At 74.2% G+C, this 24,012-nt stretch carries 20 protein-coding genes; 10 read left to right on the top strand and 10 right to left on the bottom strand.

All coding sequences use genetic code 11. The features are described 5' to 3' along the window. Positions 1-112: 112 nt before the first annotated feature. The 7 genes from ACFV9Q_RS12170 to ACFV9Q_RS12140 are packed head-to-tail and all read right to left on the bottom strand — an operon-like array spanning position 113 to position 8,951. Positions 113-1,108, bottom strand: coding sequence for a formylglycine-generating enzyme family protein (locus tag ACFV9Q_RS12170; RefSeq protein ID WP_377234632.1), 996 nt, complete (start codon positions 1,106-1,108; stop codon positions 113-115). Then, entirely contained in the window at positions 1,105-1,860 is a 756-nt protein-coding gene (locus tag ACFV9Q_RS12165) for a GntR family transcriptional regulator (protein ID WP_377228960.1), read from the bottom strand. The genes ACFV9Q_RS12170 and ACFV9Q_RS12165 overlap by 4 nt, the downstream gene beginning before the upstream one ends. 19 nt (positions 1,861-1,879) lie before the next feature. Beyond that, positions 1,880-3,529, bottom strand: a complete 1,650-nt coding sequence (locus tag ACFV9Q_RS12160) for a dipeptide ABC transporter ATP-binding protein (RefSeq protein ID WP_377234631.1) — start codon at positions 3,527-3,529, stop codon at positions 1,880-1,882. Next, positions 3,513-5,441, bottom strand: a complete 1,929-nt coding sequence (locus ACFV9Q_RS12155) for a gamma-glutamyltransferase family protein (protein WP_377234630.1) — start codon at positions 5,439-5,441, stop codon at positions 3,513-3,515. The genes ACFV9Q_RS12160 and ACFV9Q_RS12155 overlap by 17 nt, the downstream gene beginning before the upstream one ends. Before the next feature lie 5 nt (positions 5,442-5,446). Beyond that, entirely contained in the window at positions 5,447-6,334 is an 888-nt protein-coding gene (locus ACFV9Q_RS12150) for an ABC transporter permease (RefSeq protein WP_377234629.1), read from the bottom strand. Beyond that, positions 6,331-7,284: an ABC transporter permease gene (locus ACFV9Q_RS12145; protein WP_285108271.1), complete on the bottom strand. Its 954-nt coding sequence runs from the start codon at positions 7,282-7,284 to the stop codon at positions 6,331-6,333. Before ACFV9Q_RS12145 ends, ACFV9Q_RS12150 begins: the two co-directional genes overlap by 4 nt. A gap of 11 nt (positions 7,285-7,295) precedes the next feature. Further along, entirely contained in the window at positions 7,296-8,951 is a 1,656-nt protein-coding gene (locus ACFV9Q_RS12140; protein ID WP_377234628.1) for an ABC transporter substrate-binding protein, read from the bottom strand. 162 nt (positions 8,952-9,113) lie between these two features. On the opposite strand from ACFV9Q_RS12140, the gene ACFV9Q_RS12135 reads away from it, so the two are divergent. Next, positions 9,114-10,472: an Nramp family divalent metal transporter gene (locus tag ACFV9Q_RS12135; RefSeq protein ID WP_377234627.1), complete on the top strand. Its 1,359-nt coding sequence runs from the start codon at positions 9,114-9,116 to the stop codon at positions 10,470-10,472. A gap of 83 nt (positions 10,473-10,555) precedes the next feature. Here ACFV9Q_RS12135 and ACFV9Q_RS12130 read toward each other — a convergent pair whose 3' ends face one another. Together ACFV9Q_RS12130 and ACFV9Q_RS12125 are read right to left on the bottom strand one after the other, a co-directional pair. Next, positions 10,556-11,740: a glycosyltransferase gene (locus tag ACFV9Q_RS12130; protein WP_377234626.1), complete on the bottom strand. Its 1,185-nt coding sequence runs from the start codon at positions 11,738-11,740 to the stop codon at positions 10,556-10,558. Beyond that, positions 11,737-12,669 (bottom strand): DMT family transporter, encoded by a 933-nt coding sequence (locus ACFV9Q_RS12125; RefSeq protein ID WP_377234625.1) that lies wholly within the window; start codon positions 12,667-12,669, stop codon positions 11,737-11,739. The genes ACFV9Q_RS12130 and ACFV9Q_RS12125 overlap by 4 nt, the downstream gene beginning before the upstream one ends. 127 nt (positions 12,670-12,796) lie before the next feature. On the opposite strand from ACFV9Q_RS12125, the gene ACFV9Q_RS12120 reads away from it, so the two are divergent. Genes ACFV9Q_RS12120 through ACFV9Q_RS12110 form a run of 3 tightly spaced genes read left to right on the top strand, consistent with a single transcriptional unit; the run spans position 12,797 to position 16,063 of the window. Further along, a complete protein-coding gene (locus tag ACFV9Q_RS12120; protein ID WP_377234624.1) occupies positions 12,797-13,771 on the top strand; it encodes an alpha/beta fold hydrolase in 975 nt (324 codons plus the stop codon). Between the two features lie 11 nt (positions 13,772-13,782). Beyond that, positions 13,783-14,832 (top strand): glycosyltransferase family 4 protein, encoded by a 1,050-nt coding sequence (locus ACFV9Q_RS12115; protein ID WP_377234623.1) that lies wholly within the window; start codon positions 13,783-13,785, stop codon positions 14,830-14,832. 40 nt (positions 14,833-14,872) lie between these two features. Next, on the top strand, positions 14,873-16,063 hold the full coding sequence (locus ACFV9Q_RS12110; RefSeq protein WP_377234622.1) for an acyltransferase family protein: 1,191 nt from the start codon (positions 14,873-14,875) through the stop codon (positions 16,061-16,063). Positions 16,064-16,128: 65 nt separating this feature from the next. Here ACFV9Q_RS12110 and ACFV9Q_RS12105 read toward each other — a convergent pair whose 3' ends face one another. Next, positions 16,129-16,956: an RDD family protein gene (locus ACFV9Q_RS12105; protein ID WP_377234621.1), complete on the bottom strand. Its 828-nt coding sequence runs from the start codon at positions 16,954-16,956 to the stop codon at positions 16,129-16,131. Positions 16,957-17,033: 77 nt separating this feature from the next. On the opposite strand from ACFV9Q_RS12105, the gene ACFV9Q_RS12100 reads away from it, so the two are divergent. From ACFV9Q_RS12100 to ACFV9Q_RS12075, 6 genes are all read left to right on the top strand, one after another. After that, complete coding sequence (locus tag ACFV9Q_RS12100; RefSeq protein ID WP_377234620.1) at positions 17,034-18,023, top strand: stage II sporulation protein M; 990 nt, start codon at positions 17,034-17,036, stop codon at positions 18,021-18,023. A 112-nt stretch (positions 18,024-18,135) separates the two neighbouring features. Then, complete coding sequence (locus ACFV9Q_RS12095) at positions 18,136-19,365, top strand: hypothetical protein (protein ID WP_377234619.1); 1,230 nt, start codon at positions 18,136-18,138, stop codon at positions 19,363-19,365. 1 nt (position 19,366) lies between these two features. Then, positions 19,367-20,098: a DUF4129 domain-containing protein gene (locus tag ACFV9Q_RS12090; RefSeq protein ID WP_377234618.1), complete on the top strand. Its 732-nt coding sequence runs from the start codon at positions 19,367-19,369 to the stop codon at positions 20,096-20,098. Beyond that, positions 20,095-21,390: a DUF4350 domain-containing protein gene (locus ACFV9Q_RS12085; protein WP_377234617.1), complete on the top strand. Its 1,296-nt coding sequence runs from the start codon at positions 20,095-20,097 to the stop codon at positions 21,388-21,390. The genes ACFV9Q_RS12090 and ACFV9Q_RS12085 overlap by 4 nt, the downstream gene beginning before the upstream one ends. A 218-nt stretch (positions 21,391-21,608) precedes the next feature. Further along, positions 21,609-22,538 (top strand): AAA family ATPase, encoded by a 930-nt coding sequence (locus tag ACFV9Q_RS12080; protein WP_377230498.1) that lies wholly within the window; start codon positions 21,609-21,611, stop codon positions 22,536-22,538. 7 nt (positions 22,539-22,545) lie between these two features. Further along, positions 22,546-23,898, top strand: a complete 1,353-nt coding sequence (locus ACFV9Q_RS12075) for a DUF58 domain-containing protein (protein ID WP_377234616.1) — start codon at positions 22,546-22,548, stop codon at positions 23,896-23,898. The last annotated feature ends 114 nt before the right edge of the window (positions 23,899-24,012 follow it).

Below are 24,012 nucleotides of genomic sequence, written 5' to 3'. Positions count from 1 at the left end.
CGGCGGTGCGCGCCTGGGCGCACGTCGCGTGAGGCTGCACCCAGCGGTCGAACGTAGGAGTAGTCGCCGCAAGGGCGCTCATGCGGCGACTACTCCTACGTTCACCTGATCTTCAGGCCTCAGGCCTGAGCGCCACCGTGCGGAAGCCCGCGTTGCCCATCGACGAGTCCGGCGTGTTCGACGACCGCGCCGAGTTGCGGTAGCGGTTGCAGTACGAGAGGTGGCACAGGTAGCTCCCGCCGCGCAGGATCCGCTGGGCGCCCCGCTCGGGGCCCGCCGGGTTCGCCACGGGGGAGCGCGCGTAGTACCCCGGGTCGAACCAGTCCTGGCACCACTCCCAGACGTTGCCCACCGGCTGCCACAGGCCGTACCCGTTGGGCTCGAACGTCCGCACCGGCGCGGTGGTGAGCCAGCCGTCGTCCAGGGTGTTCGTCCGCGGGAACGCGCCCTGCCAGATGTTGGCGCGCCACCCGCCGTCGTCCACCTCGGCGTCGCCCCAGGGGTACTTCGCGCCCTCGACGCCGCCGCGCGCGGCGTACTCCCACTCGGCCTCCGTGGGCAGGCGCCGGCCCGCCCAGGCGCAGTAGGCGACGGCGTCGTTCCAGCTCACGTGGGTTGCGGGGTGATCGTCGAGGCCGTCGATGTCGGAGCGCGGCCCGCCCGGGTGCGCCCAGTCGGCGCCCTGGACGCCGAACCACCACGGGGTGCCGTCGGCCTGCCCCATGATGTCGCCGGGGTCGGCCGCGACGGCGAGGTGGAACACCGCCGAGAAGCCGAACGTCTCCGCCTCGGTGCGGTAACCGGTGTCGTCGACGAACCGCGCGAAGTCGGCGTTCGTCACGGTGGTCGCGTCGATCTCGAACGCGTCGAGTGTCAGCTCGTGGCGCGGCGTCTCGCCGTCGCCGAGGTTCTGGTCGCCCGACGAGTCGCCCATGGTGAACCGGCCGGTGGGCACGCGGGCCTGCTCGACGTCGTGCCGGCCCCGGGCGGGTGTCGCGGCGGCGTCCGCCGGGCGGGAACCGAGCTGGACGAACGCGTCCCGCCCTGGGGTTCCGCACCCGCACCCGCAACCCTCGTGCCCGGACCCCGTCTGCTCGTCGCTCGTCACGCCCCCACGGTATCCGCGCCGGGCGCGGTGTCGCCCGGTACGGCGGCCGAGCGCGCGGCGACGGCCGCGGCGACCTCGGGGTCCGAGCTGGGCCGCGTGACGCCGTAGCGCGACAGGTAGCCGATCCGCGACTCCCGGACGTGGGCCGCCATCAGGGCGGCGGCCCGCTCGCCGTCGCCGGCGTCGATCGCCCCGACGATCACCCGGTGGTCGGGCCAGAGCCGCTTGCCGCGCGACTGCATGTCGGCGGCGTAGAGCCACTCGATCTTCCAGGAGAGCTGCCGCAGCAGCCGGGCCAGGGTCGCGCTGCCGCTGAGCTCGGCGATCGCGATATGGATCTGGTCGTTGATGCCGACCAGGGGGTCCAGGTCGCCGGCGGCGACGTGCGCGTCCCCGGCGTCGAGCAGGGCGGCGATCTGCCGCCGCAGGCGCCACCAGTCCTCCGGGCTCTCGTCGCCCGAGTAGAGCGACGCCGCCCGCCGGGCGGCGCTGCGCGCCGTGGACACCTCCAGCGCCTCCCGCACCGCGAACAGGTCGTCGGCGTCGTGCACCGGGATCGCCGCGATCCGCGAGCCCACGTGCGGGCGCGAGTCGATGAAGCCCTCGCTCTCCAGTCCGCGCAGCGCCTCCCGGACCGGCACCCGCGAGACGTCGTACCGCTGGGCCAGCGAGGCCTCCGTCACGCGGGCGCCGGGCGTCAGGACGCCGGCGATGATGTCGCGCCGGATCGCGTCCTGCACGGTGGGTCGCACCAGAGCAGGGAGCACGGGCTCATCGGGCAAAGGCGGCACCGGGGATGGCTCCTAGCAGGTCTCGGGTGTAGTCGGCCCGCGGGGAGTGGAACACGTCGTCGACGGACCCCTGCTCCTCGACGCGGCCTTGCCGCAGCACCACCACATTATCCGCTATGCCGCGGACCACCGCGAGGTCGTGGCTGATGAAGAGGTATGACACACCGAGCCGTTCCTGCAGGTCAGCGAGCAGGTCCAGGATCTGCTCCTGGACCAGCACGTCGAGCGCCGAGACCGCCTCGTCGAGCACCAGCAGCTCCGGCTCGGGGGCCAGCGCCCGCGCGATGGCGACCCGCTGCCGCTGCCCGCCCGACAGCGCGCCCGGGTGCCGCTGCGCGACGTCCCGGGGGAGCGCCACCTGGTCCAGCAGCTCCGCGACCCGCGCCCGGCGCGACTCCCGGTCGCCGATGCCGAAGATCCGCAGCGGCTCGTCGATCACCCGCTCCACGGTGTGGGTCGGGTCGAGCGATGCGTACGGGTCCTGGAACACCGGCTGCACCCGACGGCGCAGGGCGCGCCGCTCGGCCCGGCCCGCCCCGGCGATGGCCTGCCCGTCCACCAGAGCCTCGCCCGAGGTCGGCGTCTCCAGGCCGAGCAGGATGCGCGAGACCGTCGTCTTGCCCGAGCCCGACTCGCCCACCAGGGCGGTGGTGCCGCCGCGCGGCACGGAGAAGGACACGTCGTCGACGGCGCGCAGCAGCCCGCCGCGCCCGCGCACCTTGTACTCCTTGACGAGGTTCCGGACGGTGACGACGTCGCCGGCCCCGGCCGGGTCGCCGCCGGCCGCGCCGCCCCCGGCGGGAGTGACTCGCGCCTCCGCCTCACCCTGCGCGACGACGGCGGCGGGCGCCGCCGCGACCAGCCGCCGCGTGTACTCGTGCTGCGGGGACCGCAGCACCTGCTCGGGCGAGCCCTGCTCCACGATCTGCCCGTCGAGCATCACGATCACCCGGTCGGCGCGGTCGGCCGCGAGCCCCAGGTCGTGCGTGACCAGGATCATCGCGGTCCCGTGCGCCTCCGCGAGCGCGACGAGGTGGTCCAGGATGCGCCGCTGCACGGTCACGTCCAGGGCCGACGTCGGCTCGTCGGCGAGCAGCAGCTCCGGCTCGCGGGCGAGCGCCATCGCGATGAGCACCCGCTGGCGCATGCCGCCGGAGAACTCGTGCGGGAACTGCTTCGCGCGGCGCTCCGGCTCGGGCACGCCGGCCTCGTCCAGCAGCTCCAGCACCCGCTGCCGCACCGCCGGGCCGCGCAGGCCGCCGGCGCGCAGCGCGTCGGCCACCTGGTCGCCCAGCCGCATGGCGGGGTTGAGGTTGGTGCCCGGGTCCTGCGGCACGAGCCCGATCCGGCCGCCCCGGACGGCCCGCATGCGGGCCTCGCCCGCGGCGGCCAGGTCCTCGCCGTCGAGCTCGACGGTGCCGCCGGTGATCCGGCCCGCGCCCGGCAGCAGCCGCAGGAGCGCGGCGATCACCGTCGACTTGCCGGAGCCGGACTGGCCCACGATCGCCACCCGCTCCCCGCGCGCGACGTCGAGGTCGACGCCGCGCACGACGGGCGTGTCGCCGTAGGCGACGTCCAGGCTGCGCACGCGCAGCAGCGGCGCGGCGGAGTGGTCAGCGTCCTGCGGCATATCCCTGCGCTCCTCTCGGGTTGGCGGCCGCGCCCAGCAGGCCCGTGGCCGGGTCGCGGGTCACGGCGGACAGGCGCCCCAGCGCCCAGTCGCCGGCCCGGGTCACGACGTGGCCGCGGCCCTCCAGCGCGGCGATGACGTCGTCGCCCAGCCGGTCCTCCACGACCGCCCCGCCCGGCGTCCAGGTGCGGGGCCAGAACGAGCCGGGGAACGACGTCGTGTGCAGCGCGGGCGCGTCGATCGCCTGCTGCGGCGTGTACCCGCCCACCAGCACCCGCAGCAGGAACAGGAGCTGCCACTGGTCCTGCTGGTCGCCGCCCGGCGAGCCGAGGGCGATCACGGGTTCGCCGTCCCGCAGCACCAGGGTGGGCGTCAGCGTGGTCCGGGGACGCCGCCCGGGCGTCAGGGCCGACGGCGACGCCTCGTCCAGCCACGTCATCTGCAGGCGCGTGCCCAGGCAGAAGCCCAGGCCGGGCACCGTGGGGGAGGACTGCAGCCAGCCGCCCGACGGCGTGGCCGAGACCATGTTGCCCCAGCGGTCCACGACGTCGATGTGGCACGTGTCGCCGCGGGTGGCGCCGGTGTGCTCCGGCGAGTCGGGCTCGGTGGTGGGTGCCGGCACGGTCGGCTCGCCCACGCCGGGCGCGGGCACCGTCGGCTCGCCCACGCCCGCCGCCGCGCCGCCCCCGGGTGCGCCCGGCAGTGACCCCGCCGGCGCGCTCGTGGCGTACTCGGTGCGCAGCACCGGCGCCGGGGGCGTCGTCCGCCCCGGCACGTCGCCCGGGCGCAGCTCGTGGCTCGCGGCGTCCGTGATCAGCGCCCGGCGCGCGGCCGCGTACTCCTCGCTCAGCAGGTACGTCAGCGGTACGTCGTCCGCGGCCGGGTCGCCGTACCAGACGTCGCGGTCGGCCAGCGCCAGCTTCTGCGCCTCGATGACCGTGTGCGCGCCGAGCTCCGTGGACGGGTCCAGCGCGGCGTCGTCGAGCCCCTCCAGGATCTTCAGGGTGGCCAGCAGCGCCGGGCCCTGGCCCCACGCGCCGGTCTTGGCGATCGTGTACCCGCGGAACGTGACGGTCGTGGCGTCCTCGTACGACGCCGAGAAGGCCGCGACGTCCGCCGCCGTGATGACGCCGGCGTGGTCGCCGCCGTCGGAGTGCCGGTGCGGCGTGGCCACGAACTCCTCGACGGCCGCGCCCACCCGCTCGCGCCACGCGGCGCGAGCCAGGTCGATCGCCGCCGCGCGGTCCGGGGCCTGGGCACCCGCCGCGACCACGGCGTCCAGCAGGTCGGCGTACTCCGGGTTGGTGACGACCGTGCCCGGCGCTGGCACCTCGCCGTCCGGCAGCCAGTGGGCCGCCGACGTGGGCCAGTGGTCCCGGAACAGGTCCGCGACGGTGCGCAGGGTGCCCGTGACCCGCTCCAGCAGGGGGTGCCCGTCGCGGGCGTACCCGATCGCGTAGGCCAGCACGTCGCCGAGGTCCCAGGTGCCGTGGTCGCGCAGCAGCAGCAGCCAGGCGTCGACGCTGCCCGGCACCGCCGCCGCGAGCGCGCCCGAGCCGGGCACCAGGTCGAGGCCCTCGGACCGGTAGTGCTCGATCGTGGCGCCCGCGGGCGCCGGACCCTGGCCCACCAGGACGCGCGGGTGCGCCGGCTCGTCCGCCGTCACGAAGACGCCGGTCATGTCACCGCCCGGCCCGTTGAGGTGCGGCTCCACGACGTGCAGCACGAACGCGCCGGCGACCGCAGCGTCGAACGCGTTGCCGCCGCGCTCGAGCACGGCCTGGGCGCTCGCGGTGGCGATCCAGTGGGTGGAGCCCACCATCCCGAACGTGCCCCGCAGGTCGGGCCGCGTGGCCGGGGTGGTGGGGCGGACGAACGGCGAGGTGGGCCGGGCGGACGGAGCGGAGGTCATGACACTCACTTACGGTCGGTGGTCGGGTCGAGGGCGTCGCGCAGGGCGTCCCCGAGGAGGTTGAAGCCGAGGCAGATGGCCACGATGGCCAGCCCGGGGAACAGCGCGGCGGTGGGCGCGCGGCCCAGGTACTGCTGCGCGTCCGAGAGCATGATGCCCAGAGACGGGGTGGGCGGCTGGATGCCGAGCCCGAGGAACGAGAGCACGGCCTCGCCCAGGACCGCCGCCGGCATGATCACCGTGGCCTGCACGATGATCGCGGACAGGCAGTTGGGCAGGATGTGCTGCGCGAGGATCCGGGGCCCGGACGCGTCCATCGCGGTCGCGGCCAGCACGAAGGGACTCTCCTTGAGGCGCATGGTCTCGGCGCGCACCACGCGCACCATGGTCGGCACCTGCGCGATGCCGAGCGAGATCGCGGCCCCGGCCAGGCTGGGCCCGTTGATGGCGGCCAGGCCGACGGCGAGGATGAGGAACGGGAACGCGAGCGTCACGTCGGTCAGGCGCGAGACGGGCGCGTCGAGCAGGCGCCAGTAGCCGGCGGCCAGCCCGAGCGGCGTCCCGACGACGACGGCGAGGCCGACCGCGACGACGCCCACCATGAGCGACGCCCGGATGCCGTACATCATCCGGGACAGCACGTCGCGGCCCAGGTCGTCCGTGCCGAGCGCGAAGCCGACGGTGCCGGGCAGCTGGAACGGGGCGTCGAAGTGCACCTCGGCCGGGCCGTGCGGGGCCAGCAGGGGCGCGAGGAGCCCGGCCAGCACCACCACGGCGAGCATGGCGGCGCCGGTGATCGCCTGCGGCGTGCGCAGCCGGGACAGCAGCCGGCGCGGGCCCACGGCGACGGGCGCCTGCTCGGGCGACAGATCGCTGTGCTCGATGACGGTCATGAGCGACCTCCCACTCGGATACGCGGGTCGATGACGGAGTACAGGACGTCCACGGCGAGGTTGACCAGCACGTAGCCCACCGTGGTGAGCACCACGACGGCCTGGATCACCGGGTAGTCGCGCTGGAAGACGGCGTCGAGCGTGAGCTTGCCGAACCCCGGCAGGGCGAAGATCTGCTCGGTCACGACGGCGCCCGAGATGAGGCCGCCGAGCTGGAGCCCGGCGATCGTGACCACGACGATCAGGGAGTTGCGCAGCCCGTACCGCAGCAGCACGCGGGTGCGGCCGAGGCCCTTGGCGCGGGCCGTGCGCACGTAGTCGGTGCGCATGGCCTCGATCATGGAGGCGCGGGTCTGCCGCATGATGACGGCGGCCAGGCCCGTGCCGAGGATCAGCGCCGGCAGGGTCAGGTGCACCAGCCAGCCCACCGGGTCGTCGGTGAGCGGCACGTAGCCCGACGCCGGGAACAGGCCCAGGCCGATGCACAGGTAGAGGATCGCGAGCATGCCGAGCCAGAAGTTCGGCACGGACAGGCTGGTCAGCGCGGCCGCGTTGGCGACCCACTCGGGCCAGCGGCCGCGGTAGCGCTCGGCGAGCAGGCCGAGCGCCACGCCGGTCACGACGGCAACGACGATCGCGTAGAGCGACAGCCAGAGCGTCACGGGCAGCGTGGCGCCGATCATGCTCGCGACGGACGCCCCGGTGCGGGTGGACTCGCCGAGGTCGCCCGAGGCGACCTCGGCGAGGAACCGCCCGTACTGCACCCAGACCGGCTGGTCCAGGCCGAGGTCGGCGCGGATCATGGCGAGCCGCTCCGGCGTGGCCTCCTCGCCCGCCATCGCGAGCGCGGGGTCGCCGGGCAGCATGCGCACGCCCAGGAAGATCACCATCGACGCCAGCAGCAGCGTGATCGCCGACTGTCCGAGGCGGACGAGGAGGTAACGACGCATCGGAGGTGCTCTCAGCCTTCGTTCGGGTCGACGAACGCGGCGTGGCTCAGCCGGACCACGCCGTCGGCGTACGTGGAGATGCCCGCCACCTCGTCGGCGTAGCCGGTCATGCTGCGCGTCCGGTAGAGGTAGATGATCGGGTTGTCCTCCTGGACCTGCGTGACGACCTGGCCGTACAGGTCGGCCCGCTCGGCCGGGTCGATCACGGTGGCGGCCTCGGTGAGCAGGTCGTCGACCTCGGGGTTGCTGTACCCGGAGTAGTTGTTGCCGGCGCCCGTGGACAGGAAGTTGAACATGTTGCCGTGCGGGTCCACGCGGCCCGACCAGCCGAGCTGCAGCAGGTCGAAGTCGCCCTGCTCCTGGACCTCCAGCAGCGAGGAGTACTCGACGGGCACGATCGTCAGCTCGAACCCGCCCTCGGCCACCGAGGCCTGCACGGCCTGCGCCAGGCGCAGGGTGTCGGGCGTGTTGGTCACCTTGATCTCGATCTTGTACGGCACGTCCGCGCCGGCCTCCTCCAGGAGCGCCTTGGCGCCCTCGGGGTCGTACTCCGGGCACGCCTCGCTCGCCGCGGTGCTGAACGTGGACGCGGGGGAGATGGGCGAGCAGGCCGGGTCGAACCGGTCGTTGAAGACGGACTTCACGAGCTGCTCGCGGTCCACGGCCATCGAGAGGGCCTCGCGCACCCGCGGGTCCGTGGCGATCGGGGTGTCGATCTTCCCGGGCGGGGCGCCGACGCCGTCGGTGTTGCCCACGTTGACCGTCATGGCCTGGTAGCCCAGGGAGCCGACCTCCAGGAGGCCCACGCCCTCGGCGTCCTCCAGCTCGGCGAGGTCCTGGGTCGAGAGGGTGTCGGCCACCTGGACGTCGCCGGAGCGCAGGTTGGCGGAGCGGATGCTGGCGTCCGTGATGATGCGGTAGGTGATCGAGTCCAGGTGCACGTTCTCGGCGTCGTAGTACAGCGGGTCGCGCTCGACCGTGATCGACGTCTGCGGCACGCGCTCGGCGAACTTGAAGGCGCCGACGCAGACGGGGTGCTCGCCGAAGTCGTCGCCGGCCTTCTCGAGCTCGGTCGGCGACATGATCATGCCCGCGCGGTCGGCCAGCACGGCGGTGAGCGGCGCGAACGGCGTCTCGTAGGTGATCTCGACCGTGGTGTCGTCGACGGCGGTCACCTGCTCGATCGGGCCCAGCTCGCTGCGGCGCGACGAGTCCTCCTTGGTGAGGTGGCGCTCGATCGAGGTCTTCACGGCCTCGGCGTCGAACGGCGTGCCGTCGGCGAACTGCACGCCCTCCTTGAGCGGGAAGGTGACGGTGAGGCCGTCGTCGGACACCTCGGGCAGCTCGGTGGCGAGCATCGGGACGATCTCACCCGCCTCGTCGATGTCGTAGAGCTTCTCGCACATCGTCTGCATGACGTAGCGCGTGTAGAGCGACGACGACGTGGTCGGGTCGAGCACGTCGGGCTCGGCCGAGAGGGCCATGACGAGGTCTCCGCCCTCGGAGATCGTCCGGCCGTCCAGGGTGACGCCGGTGACGTCAGCCGTCTCCTGCACGGGGGCGGCGGTCTGCACCTCCTGACAGCCGGACAGGACGAGCGCCGCGGCGAGAAGGCCGGCGGCGGGGGCGAGTGGGCCGCGCAGCCGCGGCGGCAGGGGAGTGCGCACTGGAGAATCCAATCCGGGTCTGAGAAGGACGATTGCATACAATCACTCCCACAGGGTCAGTCGTGTATGCAATACATAACGGTCCTGTTAAACCTCTGTGACACGGGCCGGTGTGGGGCGCGTCCCTTTTGGGTGGGTGAAATGCCTGGGTACAGTCACGCCATGGAAAAGGACAATGAGGTCACTTCGCAGGGGGTTCCAGGGGACCGGCCCACGGCCGGCCCGCCGACGACGGCCACGGCCGGTTCGGGGGACGCCGGTCCCGGGGGCGGTGAGTCCCTGGAGAAACCGCGCTGGCGGATCATCGGCCCTGGTCTGGTCGTCGCGGCCACCGGCATCGGCGCCGGCGACCTCGTCGCCACGATGGTCGCGGGCAGCAACTACGGCTACGCGCTGCTGTGGGCGGTGATCCTCGGTGTCGTCGTGAAGATCGCGCTGGTCGAGGGGGCCGGCCGCTGGACGCTCGCGACCGGCCGCACGATCTTCGACGGCTGGAAGTCGCTCGGCCTGTGGGCGGTCGTCTACTTCGGCGTCTACGTCGTCGTCTGGGGCTTCAGCTACGGCGCGGCGGCGATGTCCGGCGTCGGCCTCGCGCTGAACGGCCTGTTCCCGGTGCTGGACATCCGGTACTGGGCCATGATCTCCGGCGTCGCCGGCCTGCTGCTGGTCTGGTTCGGCAAGTACAAGCCGTTCGAGAACGTCATGGCCGTGCTGATCGGCGTCATGTTCGTGACCGTGGTGGGGTCGGCGGCGCTGACGACGCCGAACCTCGGCGAGATCCTGGCCGGCCTGGTGCCGATCATCCCGGAGGGTGCGGTGCTCAACACGCTCGGCCTGGCGGGCGGCGTCGGCGGCACCATCACCCTGGCCGCCTACGGGTACTGGCTCACTGAGAAGGGCTGGGACACGCCCCGCTGGATGCGGGTCATGCGGATCGACAACGCGTGGGCGTACTTCATGTCCGGCGTCTTCGTGATCGCCATGCTGATCGTGGGCTCCGAGCTGCTGTACTCCGCGGGCCTGGCCGTGGCGGACGGCGAGCAGGGGCTGGTCGACGTCGCCGACGTGCTCGCCCAGCGGTACGGGACGTTCATGGCGCCGCTGTTCCTGGTCGGCTTCTTCGCCGCGACGTTCTCGTCGGTGATCGGCGTCTGGCACGGCGTGTCGCTCATGTTCGCCGACTTCGTGGCCACGATGCGCAACCTGCCCGCCGACGACCGCCGCCGCGGCGCCGGCGGAACCTACTACCGGTGGTACATCCTCTGGCTGACGTTCCCGCCGATGGCGCTGCTGTTCCTCGACAAGCCGATCCTGCTCGTCGTGGTCTACGGCGCGCTGGGCTCGCTGTTCATGCCCTTCCTCGCGCTGACCCTGCTGTTCCTCATGAACTCGAGGGCGGTGCCGCAGCAGTGGCGCAACCGCTGGTGGGTCAACGTGATCCTGGTGCTGGTGGCCGCGATGTTCCTGGTGCTCGGCGGCAACGAGCTGGTCAAGGCGGTGGCGCCGGTCTTCGGCGGCTGACCCCTTCCCGCGGGAGACGTGTCAGACCCTCAGGTCCCTCGGGTGACCTGAGGGTCTGACACGTGGGAAAGGCGGGGGCGGCGTCAGGCGGCCGCGGGGGTCGCGCGCATGGCGTGGACCTTCTCGTAGATCTCCGCGAACGCGTCGAGGGTGCCGTCCACGGCGTGCGCGGCGACGAGCTCGCGGCTCGCGGCGCCCATCCGGTGGCGCAGCCCGGCGTCCGCCAGGAGGTCGCCCAGCCGGTTGGCCAGCTCGCGCACGTCGCCCGGCGTGTAGAGCCAGCCGTTGACGCCGGGGCGCACCAGGTGGGGCAGCGCCATCGCATCGGCGGCGACCACCGGCAGGCCCGAGGCCATGGCCTCCAGCGTGACCAGGCTCTGCAGCTCGGCCACCCCGGGCATGCAGAACAGGTCGGCCTCGGAGTAGGCGGTGAGCAGCTCGTCGTCGGGCACGTACCCGCGGAACCGGACGCGCCCCGCGACGCCGGACTCGGCGGCGAGCGCGGCCCAGTCGTCGGCCTTCGCGCCGGTGCCCACGATCTCCAGGCGGCCCGGGAGGCCGTCGGGGAGCAGGGCGAAGGCGCGGATGATCTCGTCGACCCGCTTCTCCTGGTCCAGGCGGCCCACGAACAGCACCGTCGGCTCGGTGCGGCCGTCGCGGACGGTGGTGGTGTACCGGTCGGTGTCGATGCCGTTGGACACGGGGATCGCGTGGCTGAGCCCGGCGTGCTGCGCGAGCAGGTCCACGGCGCGCGGCGTGGGGGCGGTGACGACGTCGGCCTTCGCGTAGACGCGGCCGATGTCCTGCCACAGCCAGCGCCCGACCCTGCGGTGCATCGAGCCGGGCACCAGCAGGTAGCCGACGAGGTTCTCCGGCATCAGGTGGTTGGTCGCCACGATGGGCAGGTCCCGGCGGTGCGCGGCGTCGACCAGGGCGCGGCCGACGATGAAGCTGCCGTTGGTGTGCACGACGTCGGGCCGGACCTCGTCGAGGACGTCCGTGATCGCCCGGCGGGTCTCCCAGGGCAGGGAGATCTGCAGGTTGTGGTGCGTGGGGTACCGGCTGGAACGCAGCCCGTGCAGGACGACGCCGTCGCGCACCTCGCGCACGGGGCGGCCCGTGGGCGACGGGGCGACGACGTGCACCTCGTACCCGCGGCCGGCCAGGCCGGTGGCCAGGCTGCCGGCGAACCGGGCGGCGCCGTTCACGGCGGGCGGGTAGGTATCGGCGCCGATCAAGATCGTGCGGGGAGTACCAGGCAGGTTCACTGTGCTGTACCTCTCGATGGTCCGGGAAGTCTCGAAGGGGCGGTACGCGCCGCGCGGGCCGCGACGGCGTCGGGGTGGAGCCGGGCAAGGACGAGGACCCCGGCGGACGCGGCGAGCGCCGCGCCACCGAGGAGGAACCAGGTGGCGACGGGCGTGTCGGCGCCCTCGCCGAGGAGCACCGCGCCGAGCAGCACGGCCACGATCGGGTCCACGACCGTGAGGCACGCGACCACGACCTCGGGCGGGCCGGACGGGTAGGCCTGCTGCACGAGCCAGCCGCCCAGCACCAGCGCGGCGATCGCGGCCGCGCCGGTGCCGAGCACCTGCGGTTCGTACCAGGGGGTGCCGACGGCGAGCTCCTGGAAGATCACGCGCATGAGCGCGGAGAGCAGGCCGAACGCGGTGGCGCCCGCCGTGGCGCAGGCGACGCAGCGCAGCCAGCCGCCGGCCGCGAGGCCGGCGATGCCCAGGCCCACCACGACACCGCCGACGATCAGGACGGTCGGCAGCGTGGACCCGGGCGGCGGCACGTTGCCCGAGGTGGCGCTCACGGACGCGGCCACGAAGACCGCCACCCCGGCCATGGTCAGGGCGACGCCGAGCAGCACGTTCCGGCCGGGCGCCCGCCGCAGCAGCAGCGAGGAGAGCAGCACCGCCACGGGCACCGCCAGCACGCCGATCGGCTGGACCAGGCGGAGCGGCGCGAGCGCCAGCGCCACCGCGTGCACGATCGTGCCGCCCGCCGCGAGCCCGAACCCGGCCAGCCAGCCAGGCCGTCGGACGATCCGGCTGAGCCGGCGCAGGGACAGGACGCGTTCGCGAGGGAAGGGCTGCCCGTAGAGGTCGGCCACCTCGCGGTGCTGCAGGACCGCGGCGCCGGCGAACAGGGCGGCGCCGAGCACGGCGAGGGCGACCGCTATGGCTTGCATGGGACAACGGTGACGTAAGGAAGCCCTTCTCCGCCACCAGGTTTCCCCCCGTAATGAGATGGGGGTTTTCCCCCATCTTTCTCCGACCACTCCCGTGACCGTCCCTCGAGTGCTTAGGGTCAGCGCGATGAACACCGACACGCACCCGCGCGATCTCCAGGCACCGTACGCGGGACTGGTCGCGGCCACACCCGCGCGCGACGAGGATCTTCGCCTCCGCGGCGTCCGCACGTACGTCCGGGTGTACGGGGACGCCGCGGCGCCGCGCCGGCTCGTGTTCCTGCACGGGCTGCGCGGCGACCACCACGGGCTGGAGCCGATCGTGGCGAACCTCGTGGAACAGCGCCCTGACCTGCAGGTATGGGTTCCCGACCTGCCCGGTTTCGGGGCGTCGGCGCCGCTGCCGGACGGGGTGCACGACGTCGCCGGCTACGCCGGGTGGACCGCCGAGCTGCTGGCCGCCGTCGCCCCGGGAGGTGACGCGGTGCTGGCCGGGCACTCCTTCGGCTCGATCGTCGCGGCGGCGACGGTGGCCGGGCCGGCCGCCGGACCGGCGCCGGACGGTGTGTCCGTGCGCGCGCTCGTCCTGGTCAACCCGATCGCGACGGCGGCGCTCGACGGCCCTCGCCGGGCCATGAGCGCAGTCACCGTGGGGGTGCACCGGCTGGCCGCGGCGCTGCCGGAGCGGGCCGGGACCGGCCTGCTGCGTCACCCGTTGTTCACCCGGGTCGCGAGCCTCGCGATGGTCACCTCGCACGACCCCGACCTGCGGCGCTGGATCCACGCGGAGCACGACCGGTACTTCTCCGGCTTCGCGGACCGGCGCACCCTGCTGGAGGCCTTCCACGCGTCGGTCGGCACCGACGTCTCCGCCTACGCGGGGCGCATCACCGTGCCGACGCTGCTGGTCGCCTCCGAGAACGACGACGTCGCCCCGCTGCCGTCCCAGCGGGTCCTCGCGGCGGCGCTCGCCGACGCCCGGCTGGCCGTCGTCCCGCGGATCGGCCACCTGGCCCACTACGAGGCGCCGGACGTCGTGGCCCGGGAGACGGCCGGATTCCTGGCCGGTCTCCAGGCCACCGGCGAGAGGGATGAACAGTGAGGGAAGATCAGATGAAGATCGTCGTCGACTGCCGCTACCTGCGGGTCGGCCGGCACGACGGGATCAGCCGGTACACCGCGGGCATCGTCACGGCGCTGGCCCGGCTGCACCCGATCGAGGTGCTGGTGGACGACGAGCGCCAGCTCGCCCACCTGCCGGACGGGCTGCCGTGGCACCGCGTGAGCGCCCCGACGAGCTGGCGCGAGCCCTTCGTGGCGCGGCGGGTGCGCCGCACGGGCGCCGACGTCGTGTTCAGCCCGATGCAGACCATGGGCACCTGGGGGCGGGACTACCGGGTGGTCCTGACCCTGCACGACCTCATCTACTACCGGCACCCCACGCCCCCGCGGAACCTGCCCGCGGCCGTCCGGCTGCTGTGGCGGGTGTTCCACCTGGCCTGGTGGCCGCAGCGGCTGCTGCTGAACCGGGCCGACGCCGTGGTCACGGTCTCGGAGACCACGCGCGACCTGATCGCCCGGCACCGGCTGACCCGGCGTCCGGTGACCGTGGTGCCGAACGCGCCCGACCCCGTGCCGGACCTGCCCCGCACGCCCCGTACCCGGTCGCTCGTCTACATGGGCTCGTTCATGCCGTACAAGAACGTGGAGCTGCCGGCCCGCGCCATGGCCCGCCTGCCCGGGTGGGAGCTGCACCTGATGAGCCCGGTCACGGCCGAGCAGCGCTCGCGGCTGACGGAGCTGGCCGGCGAGGGCACGCTCGTGTTCCACGACGGCGCGTCCGACGAGGTCTACCGCGACGTGCTGCGCGGCGCGACGGCGCTCGTCTCCGGCTCCCGCGACGAGGGCTTCGGGCTCCCGCTGGTGGAGGCCATGACGCTCGGCACGCCCCTGGTGGTCAGCGACATCCCCGTGTTCCGGGAGGTCGGCGGGCCGGCGGGGGCGTACGTCGACCCGGACGACGTGGACGGGTACGTGGCCGCCGTCCGCGAGCTCGACGATCCGGCGACCTGGGCCGAGCGGTCGGCCGCCGCGCGGCTCCGCGCCGCCGGGTACGACTGGGACACCTCGGCCAAAACGCTCCTGGCGCTTCTGCTAGGGTGATTTTTGACCGTTATCGTTCCGTGATCTAAGGTCGGCGGCGATGACCCGTCCTGACGAGAGCCTGACCGCGTCCGTACCCGAGGCGAGCCCCGCGACCACGGGCAGTGAGCGCCGGAAGACCACCGGCCGGCTCGTGGCCATGGACGGCCTGCGCTTCGGCGCCGCGGCCGCCGTGCTGCTCTACCACTTCACGGCCACGTCGACGGTGACCAGCTACTGGGGCGCCGACCCCGACCGGGCGTTCCCGCTGCTCAACGAGGTGACCCGGTACGGCTGGCTGGGCGTCGAGCTGTTCTTCATGATCTCCGGGTTCGTGATCCTGCTCAGCGCCGACGGCCGCGGGATCGCCGGCTTCGTCGCCTCCCGGGTGGGCCGTCTCTTCCCGGCGTACTGGGCGTGCATCGTGCTGACGGTCGGCCTGCAGCAGTTCTGGTCGGGCGGCCGGCAGACCAGCCTCACCGAGACCCTGGTCAACCTCACGATGGTGCAGGACCTGTTCGACGTGACCGGCGTCCAGGTCGTGTTCTGGACCCTGCTCGTGGAGCTCAAGTTCTACCTGCTGGTGCTCGTCGTGCTGGCGTTCGGCCCGCTCACCCGCAACCGCGTGCTGACGTTCGCCACCCTCTGGCCGCTCGCCGGCTGGGCCGCGCAGGAGTTCGGCGCCCACTGGCTCGCCGACTGGCTCGTGCCGGTCTACGCCCCGTACTTCGCCGTCGGCATGCTGCTGTTCCTCGCCTACCGCGACGGGTTCGACCTGGTCACCAGCACACTGCTCGTGGGCGGCCTGGTCCTGTGCGTGCTGCGGGTGCAGGAGGCCGCCGGCCGCGCGTCCGACCTCCAGGGCGTCACCGTGAACCCGGTGATCGCCGTGATGATCATGCTGGCCAGCGTGGTGGCCGTCTGGGCGACGACGCTGCGCGGCAGCTCGGCGCCACCCCGCAGGGTCGCGACCGTGCTCGGCACGGTCGGCGCCCTGACCTATCCCGTGTACCTGGTGCACACCCAGTTCGGGTACGCCGTCATCGACATCCTGGCCCACGAGACCACGCGCACGGTCGCCCTCTTCGCGGCGGGCGCGCTGAGCCTCGGCCTGGCGGTCGCGATCCACTACGGCGTCGAGCGGCCGACGTCGGCCCGGCTGCGCCGGGCGGTGCAGGCCGGTCTGCTGCGCTGCTCGGCGGCGCTGCGCTCGCGCGGGTTGATGCGCGCCTGGGACGACGTCCGCACCTGACGGCGCGGGCCGGGCGCCGACGGGGGCTGCGGGGCTCAGCGCGGCGGGTCTCAGAGGGGCGCGCCTCAGCGCGGCGGGTCGGCCACCGCGAACGGGAGCCGGTGCAGCAGCTCCGCCTGCTCCTGCGCCCGCCGGCGCTCCCGCTGACCCGCGGCGAGCTCGCGCTCACGGCGCTCGGCGAGCACCGCGTGCAGGAACGCCTCGGGGTGCGTGCCCGGGGGCGGGCCGGGGGCGACGTACGGCTCGATGCGGCCGGCGAGGTCGTCGGCCAGCCGCGCCCGGGACTCGGGCGCGAGACGGGCGGCGCGGCCCAGCATCTGCCGGGCGGCCAGCGCCAGCCCGTCGGGCAGACGGCGCATGTCCGCGGTGTGCGCCCACGCGGCCAGGGACTGCGGCATCACGACCGGGGCCGACGGGGGCTTGCCGCCCCGCACCCGCACCGCGTACGTGCCGGCCGCGAGGTCGCCGAGGCGCTTGCCCTTCGCGTTGGACAGCGACGCGATCGCCGCGATGCCGCCGAACGTCAGCCACAGCTCGATCACGCCGATGAGCGCCCGCACCAGCGCGTGCCGGAACCGGACCGGGCCGCCGTCGTCGCGCACCACGCGGATGCCGCAGGCGAGCTTGCCGACCGACCGGCCGCGCGACAGCGTCTCGACCGTGACCGGGATGGCCACCATGACCACGACGTTCGCCAGCACGTAGACGATCGCCGCGATGTCCTCGCCCAGCGTGGCGTTCTCCACGAACCAGACCGCGCCGACGATGAGGACCACCGCGATGACCGCGCCGATCACGAGGAAGTCGAGCATCGCGCCCATGGCGCGCGTGATGAACGACGCCGGGCGCGCGTCCAGCACCACGCCCTCGCCGATGACGATGCCGTCCTGCACGTTTCCTCCGGTCGGGGTGCTGTCGGATGGTGCGGGCCTCGGGACGTGCCGCGGTCCCTGTGCGGCAGACTACCGTCGTGGACATCGACGCCTTCACCGCCGTGCACGCCGCAGAGTGGGACCGCCTCAAGGAGCTCGCCTCCCGGCGCCGGCTGGACGGCGCCGAGTCGGACGAGCTGGTGCGCCTGTACCAGTCGGTGGCCACGCACCTGTCGACCGTCCGGTCCGCGGCGCCGGACCCCGCGCTGGTGACGCGCCTGTCCGACGTGCTGAACCGGGCGCGCACCCGCATCGCCGGGTCGCACGAGCCCGCGTGGCGCGAGGTGGTGCGGTTCGCCGTGGTGTCGCTGCCCGCGGCGTTCTACCGGATCCGGTGGTGGTCGCACGGGGTGACGGCGGCCTGCGTGCTCGTCGCGGTGGTCGCGGGCGTCTACATCGCGTCCGACGCCGACGCGATGAACTCCCTGATGCCGCCGTCCGCCCAGGAGGAGTACGTCAACAACGCCTTCGCCTCCTACTACGACCCGGGCATCGGGTTCGCCGCCGTGGTCTGGACCAACAACGCCTGGATCGCGGCGCAGGCCGTCGCCGGCGGGATCACCGGCTTCTTCACCCTGAACGTGCTGTGGCAGAACGCGGTCCAGATCGGCGCGACCGGCGGCATGATGGCCGCGCACGACGAGCTCGACCTGTTCCTCACGCTCATCGCGCCCCACGGCCTGCTTGAGCTGACCTGCATCTTCGTCGCGGGCGCGGCGGGCCTGCGGCTGTTCTGGACCCTCATCGACCCGGGGCACCGCAAGCGGTCGGTCGCGATGGCCGCCGAGGGCCGCGCCCTGATCACCACGGTCATCGGGCTCGCCGTGGCCCTGGCGGTCTCGGGCCTCGTGGAGGGCTTCGTGACCGGCTCCGAGCTCTGGTGGTGGCTCAAGATCGTCATCGGCGCGATCGTGCTCGCCGCCTTCTGGACCTACGTCTACGTGCTCGGCGGACGCGCCGCCCGGGCCGGCGCGACCGGCGACCTCGCGGAGCACGAGGCCGGCGCTACGGTGGTCACAGCGGGGTGACGGTCGCGTGGCGACCCGCCCGCACGCTCGAATTACGCCGCCCCCTGTCAGTACCCCGTACTAGGGTTGCGGCGCACAGGCACCACCGCAGACGACACCCGGAGCACGCCCCATGACGACGCCCGAGAGCGCACCCGACCAGCCGGCGCAGCCGACGCCCCCGCAGCCCGGAGGCGCCCAGCCCGCCGGCTGGGGCGAGCCGCCGCGGTACGGGCAGTACGCGCCCGGGTACGACCCGTCCGCCCCGCAGGCCCCGGAGCAGCCGCAGTACGGCACGCCGCCCGCCGGCCCCGCCGGGCAGTACGGCCAGAACCAGTACGGGCAGGCGCAGTACGGCCAGACCCAGTACGGCCAGCACGCGCCCGGCGGCGCCGTCCCGGGCTACCGGCCCGCGGCCGACAAGCCCGGCATCGTCCCGCTGCGCCCGCTCACCCTGGGCGAGCTGTACGACGGCGCGTTCGGCGCCGTGCGGCACAACCCCGGCGTCACGCTCGGGCTCACCGCGATCATCGTGGTCGTCGCCGTCGCGATCGGCACCCTGGTGAGCATCCCGCTGACCACCTGGTTCACCGACCTGTGGGGCAGCTTCTTCGCGGAGCTCGAGAACGACCCGGCCATGCAGGACATGGGGTTCACGCAGGACGTGCTGGGGGTGACCTACGGGTCGCTGCTCGGCACGAGCCTGCTGCTCATGCTCGCCTCGCCCCTCGCCATGGGCGTCATGGCCATCTCCGTCAGCGACTCGGTCATCGGCCGCAAGATCTCGGTGTCCGACGCGTGGCGGCGCGTCGCCAAGCGGGCCTGGTTCCTGATCGGCTTCTCGCTGCTGAGCACCCTCGTCGTGCTCGTGGCCTACGCGCTCGCCGTCGGCATCGTCGTCGGGCTGTTCTCAGTGGACCCGACGCTCGGGGTGGTCGGCCTGCTCGTCGTGCTCGCCGGGCTCGTGGTGGCCGGCGTCTGGGCGTTCACCCGCGTGATCCTGGTCCCGCCCGCCCTCGCGGTCGAGGGCGGCGGCTTCTGGGCGACGTTCGTCCGCGCCTGGAAGCTCTCGCGCGGCTCGTTCTGGCGGGTGCTCGGCATCTACCTGCTGACCTCGATCATCCTGAGCGTGATCGGCCAGATCGTCTCCCTGCCCATCGGCGCGCTCCTGGGCCTGGCGATGATGTCGGCCAGCGACGTGGCCATCGCCGTCAGCTACGGGGTCACCTACGTCATCACGGGCGGCATGAGCGTCCTGTTCCTCGGGGGCGTCACCGCCCTGCTCTACATCGACACCCGGATGCGTCGCGAGGGACTGGACGTGCAGCTGCAGGCCGCGGCCGCAGCCGCGGCGGACAAGTGACATGAGGGCCGATCTGCCCGTCGTCCCGGACCGGGACACCGCACGCGAGTGGCTCACGAGCGAGCTGCAGCGCCCCGAGTACGCGGAGCGCGAGTCCCTGCTGTCGCGCGTGATCCGCTGGGTCATGGACTGGCTGAGCGGCATCGACTGGCCCGACACCGCGATGTCGGGGCCCCAGCTCGGGATCGGCCTCGCGATCGTCGCCGTGGTCGTCCTGGCGATCGCGTGGCTGATCGCCGGGCCGGTGCGGCTCGGCCGTGACCGGGCCGGCAAGGCCGAGGTGCTCGACGCCGACGACGCGCGGACGGCCGCGCAGATGCGCGCCGCGGCCGACGCCGCCGCGGCGTCGGGCGACTGGCGGACGGCGGCCGCGGAACGCTTCCGCGCCGTCGTCCGGTCCCTGGAGGAACGGGTGGTCATCGAGCCGCGACCGGGCCGCACGGCGCAGGAGGCCGCGGGCGACGCGGGCGAGCGCCTGCCCGGGCAGGCCGCCGGCCTGCGCTCCGGCGCCGACCTGTTCGACGGCGTCGAGTACGGCGACCGGGTCGCCACCGCCGCGGACGACGCCGCGCTGCGTGAGCTCGACGCCCAGGTCACCGCGGCCCGGCCCACCGCCGTCCCCGCGACCGGGCCCGGCACGGGCTCCGGCCCTGACGCACACGACGGCGCGCACGACGGCGCGCACGAAGACGCGACCGAGAGCGCGGACGAGAAGCCGGGGGTGTCCGCATGACCACGCAGGTGCCCTCCCCGTACGCCTCCGCGCCGCCCGCCCCGACGCCGCCCTCGGCGGCGCCGGTCGCGACCGCGGGCCCGGTCGACGAGCCGCCGGTGGTCATCGGCGACGCCACGACGGGCCGGTCGCGGGCCGCGAGCCGATGGCGGCGGATGCGCTGGCCGCTGACCGTGCTCGCCGCGGTCGCCCTGTTCGTCCTGTTCCTCGCGGTGGTCCGGACCCCCACGTCCGCCGAGTCCTACGCGCCGGACAACCCGGAGGCGGACGGGGCCATGGCCGTGGCCGAGGTGCTCAAGGACCAGGGCGTGCACATCACGCACGTCACCTCCGTGGCGGACGCCGTCGCCGCGGCCGGGCCGGACAGCACGCTCCTGGTCACGCCCAACCCGTCGTTCTTCGCGGACGACCAGATCTCCGCGCTCAACCGCACGGGTGCCGACCTCGTCGTCCTCGCCCCGGACTACAGCATGGTGGCGGGCGTGAGCCGCGACAAGCTCGACATCACATACGGCGAGCGGCCCGACCCGGTCGAGCCGCAGTGCGACGACCCGGCGGCGCAGGCCGCGGGCGCGGTCACGCTGGCGCCCGGCCTGTACGACGCGTCCGGCGCCGGCGACAAGGTGCGGCCGGTCCTGTGCTGGCCGGACGGCGCCGGCGCGTTCGCCTACGCCCGCCTGGACTTCCCGGACCGCTCGGTGACCGTGGCCAGCGACCCCTCGGTGCTCCGCAACGGCACCGTCCTGACGGAGGGCAACTCGGCGCTCGCGCTGTGGATGCTCGGCCAGAACGAGGACCTCGTCTGGCTGGTCCCCGACCCGATGGACGTCAGCACCGGCAGCGACGAGCCCACCCCCGCCGAGCGCGGTCAGGTGAACGCGGTCATGCCGCCCGGCTCCGCGCCCGTCGCCCTGGTGGTGCTGCTCGCCGCCGTGCTGCTCGCGTTCTGGCGCGTGCGCCGCATGGGGCCGCTGATCGTCGAGGACCTGCCGGTGCTCGTCCGCTCGGCCGAGGCCACGCGCGGTCGCGCCCGCCTGTACCGGGCCGCCCGCGCCCGCGGGCACGCCGCCGCCGGCCTGCGGGCGGCGTCCGCCGACCGGATCGCCTCGCGCCTCGGCCTCGCGCGCTCGTCCGACGCCAACACCGTGGTCGACGCCGTCGTGGCCGCCACGAACCGCCCGTCGCAGCAGGTGGCAGACCTGCTCTACGGCCCACCGCCCGCTGACGACGCCGCGCTCGCCGAGCTCGCGCGCCGACTCGACACCCTGGAGAGCGAGGTCCACCGACCGTGACCGAACCAGCCTTCCCCCCGCAGAGCGCGGGCCGGCCCGCGGAGCCGACGTCCGACCCGCAGTCCGGGCAGCCCGGGGCGCCCGCCGCCCCGGGAGCCCAGACCGTGCAGACGGTGCCGGCGAACGGAGCGGCCCGTCCGGCCGACGCCGCGCCCGCCCCGGCCCAGCCGCCCGCCCCGGCCCAGCCCCCCGCACCGTCACAGGAGCTCCGCTCCGCCCTGGCGGCGGTCCGTACGGAGGTGGGCAAGGCCGTCGTCGGGCAGGACGCGGCCGTGACCAGCCTGCTCATCGCCCTGCTGTGCCAGGGGCACGTGCTCCTGGAGGGTGTGCCGGGCGTCGCCAAGACGCTGCTGGTCCGCACCCTCGCGGCCGCGCTGAAGCTGGACACCAAGCGCATCCAGTTCACGCCCGACCTCATGCCGGGTGACGTGACGGGCTCGCTCGTCTACGACGCGCGCACGGCCGAGTTCTCGTTCCGCGAGGGCCCCGTGTTCACCAACCTGGTGCTGGCGGACGAGATCAACCGCACGCCCCCGAAGACCCAGGCGTCCCTGCTGGAGGCGATGGAGGAGCGGCAGGTGTCGGTGGACGGCACGCCGCGTCCGCTGCCGGACCCGTTCCTGGTCATCGCCACGCAGAACCCCGTCGAGTACGAGGGCACCTACTCGCTGCCCGAGGCCCAGCTCGACCGGTTCCTGCTCAAGCTGGTGCTGCCGCTGCCCGAGCGGGACCAGGAGGTGGAGGTCCTGGCCCGGCACGCCGCCGGGTTCGACCCCCGCAACCTGGCCGCCGCCGGCGTGACGCCCGTGGCCGACGCCGGGGTGCTGGAGCGCGCCCGCGCCGAGGTCGCCCGCGTCCAGGTGTCGCGCGAGGTGCTGGGCTACGCCGTCGACGTCTGCCGGGCCACACGGTTCTCGCCGTCGCTCTCGCTCGGCGTCTCGCCGCGTGGCGCCACCGCGCTGCTGCGCACGGCGCGGGCCTGGGCGTGGCTGTCGGGCCGCTCGTTCGTGACGCCGGACGACATCAAGGCGCTGGCCCACCCGACGCTCCGGCACCGCGTGCAGCTGCGCGCCGAGGCCGAGCTCGAGGGCGTCACCGCCGAGGGCGTGCTGGACACGGTGCTGGCCTCCGTGCCCGTGCCGCGCTGAGGCCCGCATGGTCGTGACGTGGCGGGCCGCCGCCCTGATGGGCCTCGGCGTGGTGCCCGTGCTGCTCCTGCCGGCCGACGGGACGGTGCTGGTCTGGGCCGCGTTCGTGGTCCTGGTGTGCGTGGCCGACGTCGTCCTGGCCGCCTCGCCGCGCCGGGTGGCGGTGCAGCGGCGCGTGCCGGCGTCGGTCCGGCTGCGCTCCGAGGCGACGAGCGAGCTCGTGGTCCGCAACGCCTCCGGTCGGCGCCTGCGGGCGGTGGTCCGGGACGCGTGGGGCCCCTCGGCCGGTGCGGGTCCGGGGCGGGGCCGGTCCGAGCGCGTGCGTCCGGCGTCGGGCGGGCCGGGGCGCCACCACGTGGACCTGCCCGACGGCGAGGCCGCGCGCCTGCCGACCGTCCTCGTGCCGACGCGCCGCGGTGACCGGGCGGCGGGCGGCGTGACGATCCGCAGCCTCGGGCCGCTGGGCCTGGCCGGTCGCCAGGTGACGCTGCCCGTCCCGGGTCGGCTGCGGGTGCTGCCGGAGTTCGCCAGCCGCAAGCACCTGCCGTCGCGCCTGGCGCGGCTGCGGGAGATGGACGGCCGTGCCGCCGTGCAGATCCGCGGCGAGGGCACGGAGTTCGACTCGCTGCGGGAGTACGTGGTGGGCGACGACGTCCGCTCGATCGACTGGCGCGCCACCGCCCGCCGGCGCGAGGTGGTGGTGCGCACCTGGCGCCCTGAGCGCGACCGGCGCGTGCTGATCGTCCTGGACACCGGCCGCACGGCCGCGGCGCGCGTGGGCGCGGCCGACTCGACGGGCGCGCCGCGCCTGGACGCGAGCATCGAGGCGGCGCTGCTGCTCTCGGCGCTGGCCGGGCACGCGGGCGACCGCGTGGAGCTCGTGGCGTTCGACCGCACCGTGCGGGCGCGGGTGGCGGGCGCCGCCGGGCCGCGGCTCATGCCCGCCCTCGCGGAGTCGCTGGCCACCGTGGAACCGGTGCTGCTGGAGACGGACTGGCCGGGCGTGGTGGCGCAGGTGCGCACGCGGATGACGCAGCGCGCGCTCGTGGTGCTGCTGACCACGCTCGACCCGGCGGCGGTGGAGAACGGCCTGCTGCCCGTGGTGGACCAGCTCGCCCGCGACCACACCGTGGTCGTCGCCTCCGTCGCGGACGAGGAGGTGGCGGCGCTGCGCGCCGGCCGCGAGACGGTGGCCGACGTGTACGACGCCGCGGCCGCCGCCCGCGGCGACCTGGAGCGCACCGCGGTCACCACGATGCTGCGCCGCTACGGGGCCGACGTCGTCGAGGCGCTGCCGGACGACCTCGCGCCCCGGCTCGCCGACGAGTACCTGGCCCTCAAGGCCGCCGGCCGGCTGTGAGCTGACGAGACCTGCGCAGACGAGACCTGAGCCGACAACAGCAGCGGGGGGGCCCCCAAGGGGAATGGGTTGTTTCTTTTTCCCCCCCCCCCCTCTCCCCTGCTCTTTCCCCTC

Source organism: Promicromonospora sp. NPDC059942, from assembly GCF_042731755.1.
Classification (GTDB): Bacteria; Actinomycetota; Actinomycetes; order Actinomycetales; family Cellulomonadaceae; genus Promicromonospora.
The sequence above is the reverse complement of the archived record's forward strand: the minus strand, read 5'-3'. Positions and strand labels throughout refer to the sequence as shown.

Bases quoted from the DNA above. Each gene is read 5' to 3' on its own strand.
- ACFV9Q_RS12160 (WP_377234631.1), bottom strand. From the start codon at position 3,529: ATGCCGCAGGACGCTGACCACTCCGCCGCGCCGCTGCTGCGCGTGCGC.
- ACFV9Q_RS12155 (WP_377234630.1), bottom strand. From the start codon at position 5,441: ATGACCTCCGCTCCGTCCGCCCGGCCCACCTCGCCGTTCGTCCGCCCC.
- ACFV9Q_RS12150 (WP_377234629.1), bottom strand. From the start codon at position 6,334: ATGACCGTCATCGAGCACAGCGATCTGTCGCCCGAGCAGGCGCCCGTC.
- ACFV9Q_RS12145 (WP_285108271.1), bottom strand. From the start codon at position 7,284: ATGCGTCGTTACCTCCTCGTCCGCCTCGGACAGTCGGCGATCACGCTG.
- ACFV9Q_RS12135 (WP_377234627.1), top strand. From the start codon at position 9,114: ATGGAAAAGGACAATGAGGTCACTTCGCAGGGGGTTCCAGGGGACCGG.
- ACFV9Q_RS12125 (WP_377234625.1), bottom strand. From the start codon at position 12,669: ATGCAAGCCATAGCGGTCGCCCTCGCCGTGCTCGGCGCCGCCCTGTTC.
- ACFV9Q_RS12120 (WP_377234624.1), top strand. From the start codon at position 12,797: ATGAACACCGACACGCACCCGCGCGATCTCCAGGCACCGTACGCGGGA.
- ACFV9Q_RS12115 (WP_377234623.1), top strand. From the start codon at position 13,783: ATGAAGATCGTCGTCGACTGCCGCTACCTGCGGGTCGGCCGGCACGAC.
- ACFV9Q_RS12110 (WP_377234622.1), top strand. From the start codon at position 14,873: ATGACCCGTCCTGACGAGAGCCTGACCGCGTCCGTACCCGAGGCGAGC.
- ACFV9Q_RS12095 (WP_377234619.1), top strand. From the start codon at position 18,136: ATGACGACGCCCGAGAGCGCACCCGACCAGCCGGCGCAGCCGACGCCC.
- ACFV9Q_RS12090 (WP_377234618.1), top strand. From the start codon at position 19,367: ATGAGGGCCGATCTGCCCGTCGTCCCGGACCGGGACACCGCACGCGAG.
- ACFV9Q_RS12085 (WP_377234617.1), top strand. From the start codon at position 20,095: ATGACCACGCAGGTGCCCTCCCCGTACGCCTCCGCGCCGCCCGCCCCG.
- ACFV9Q_RS12075 (WP_377234616.1), top strand. From the start codon at position 22,546: ATGGTCGTGACGTGGCGGGCCGCCGCCCTGATGGGCCTCGGCGTGGTG.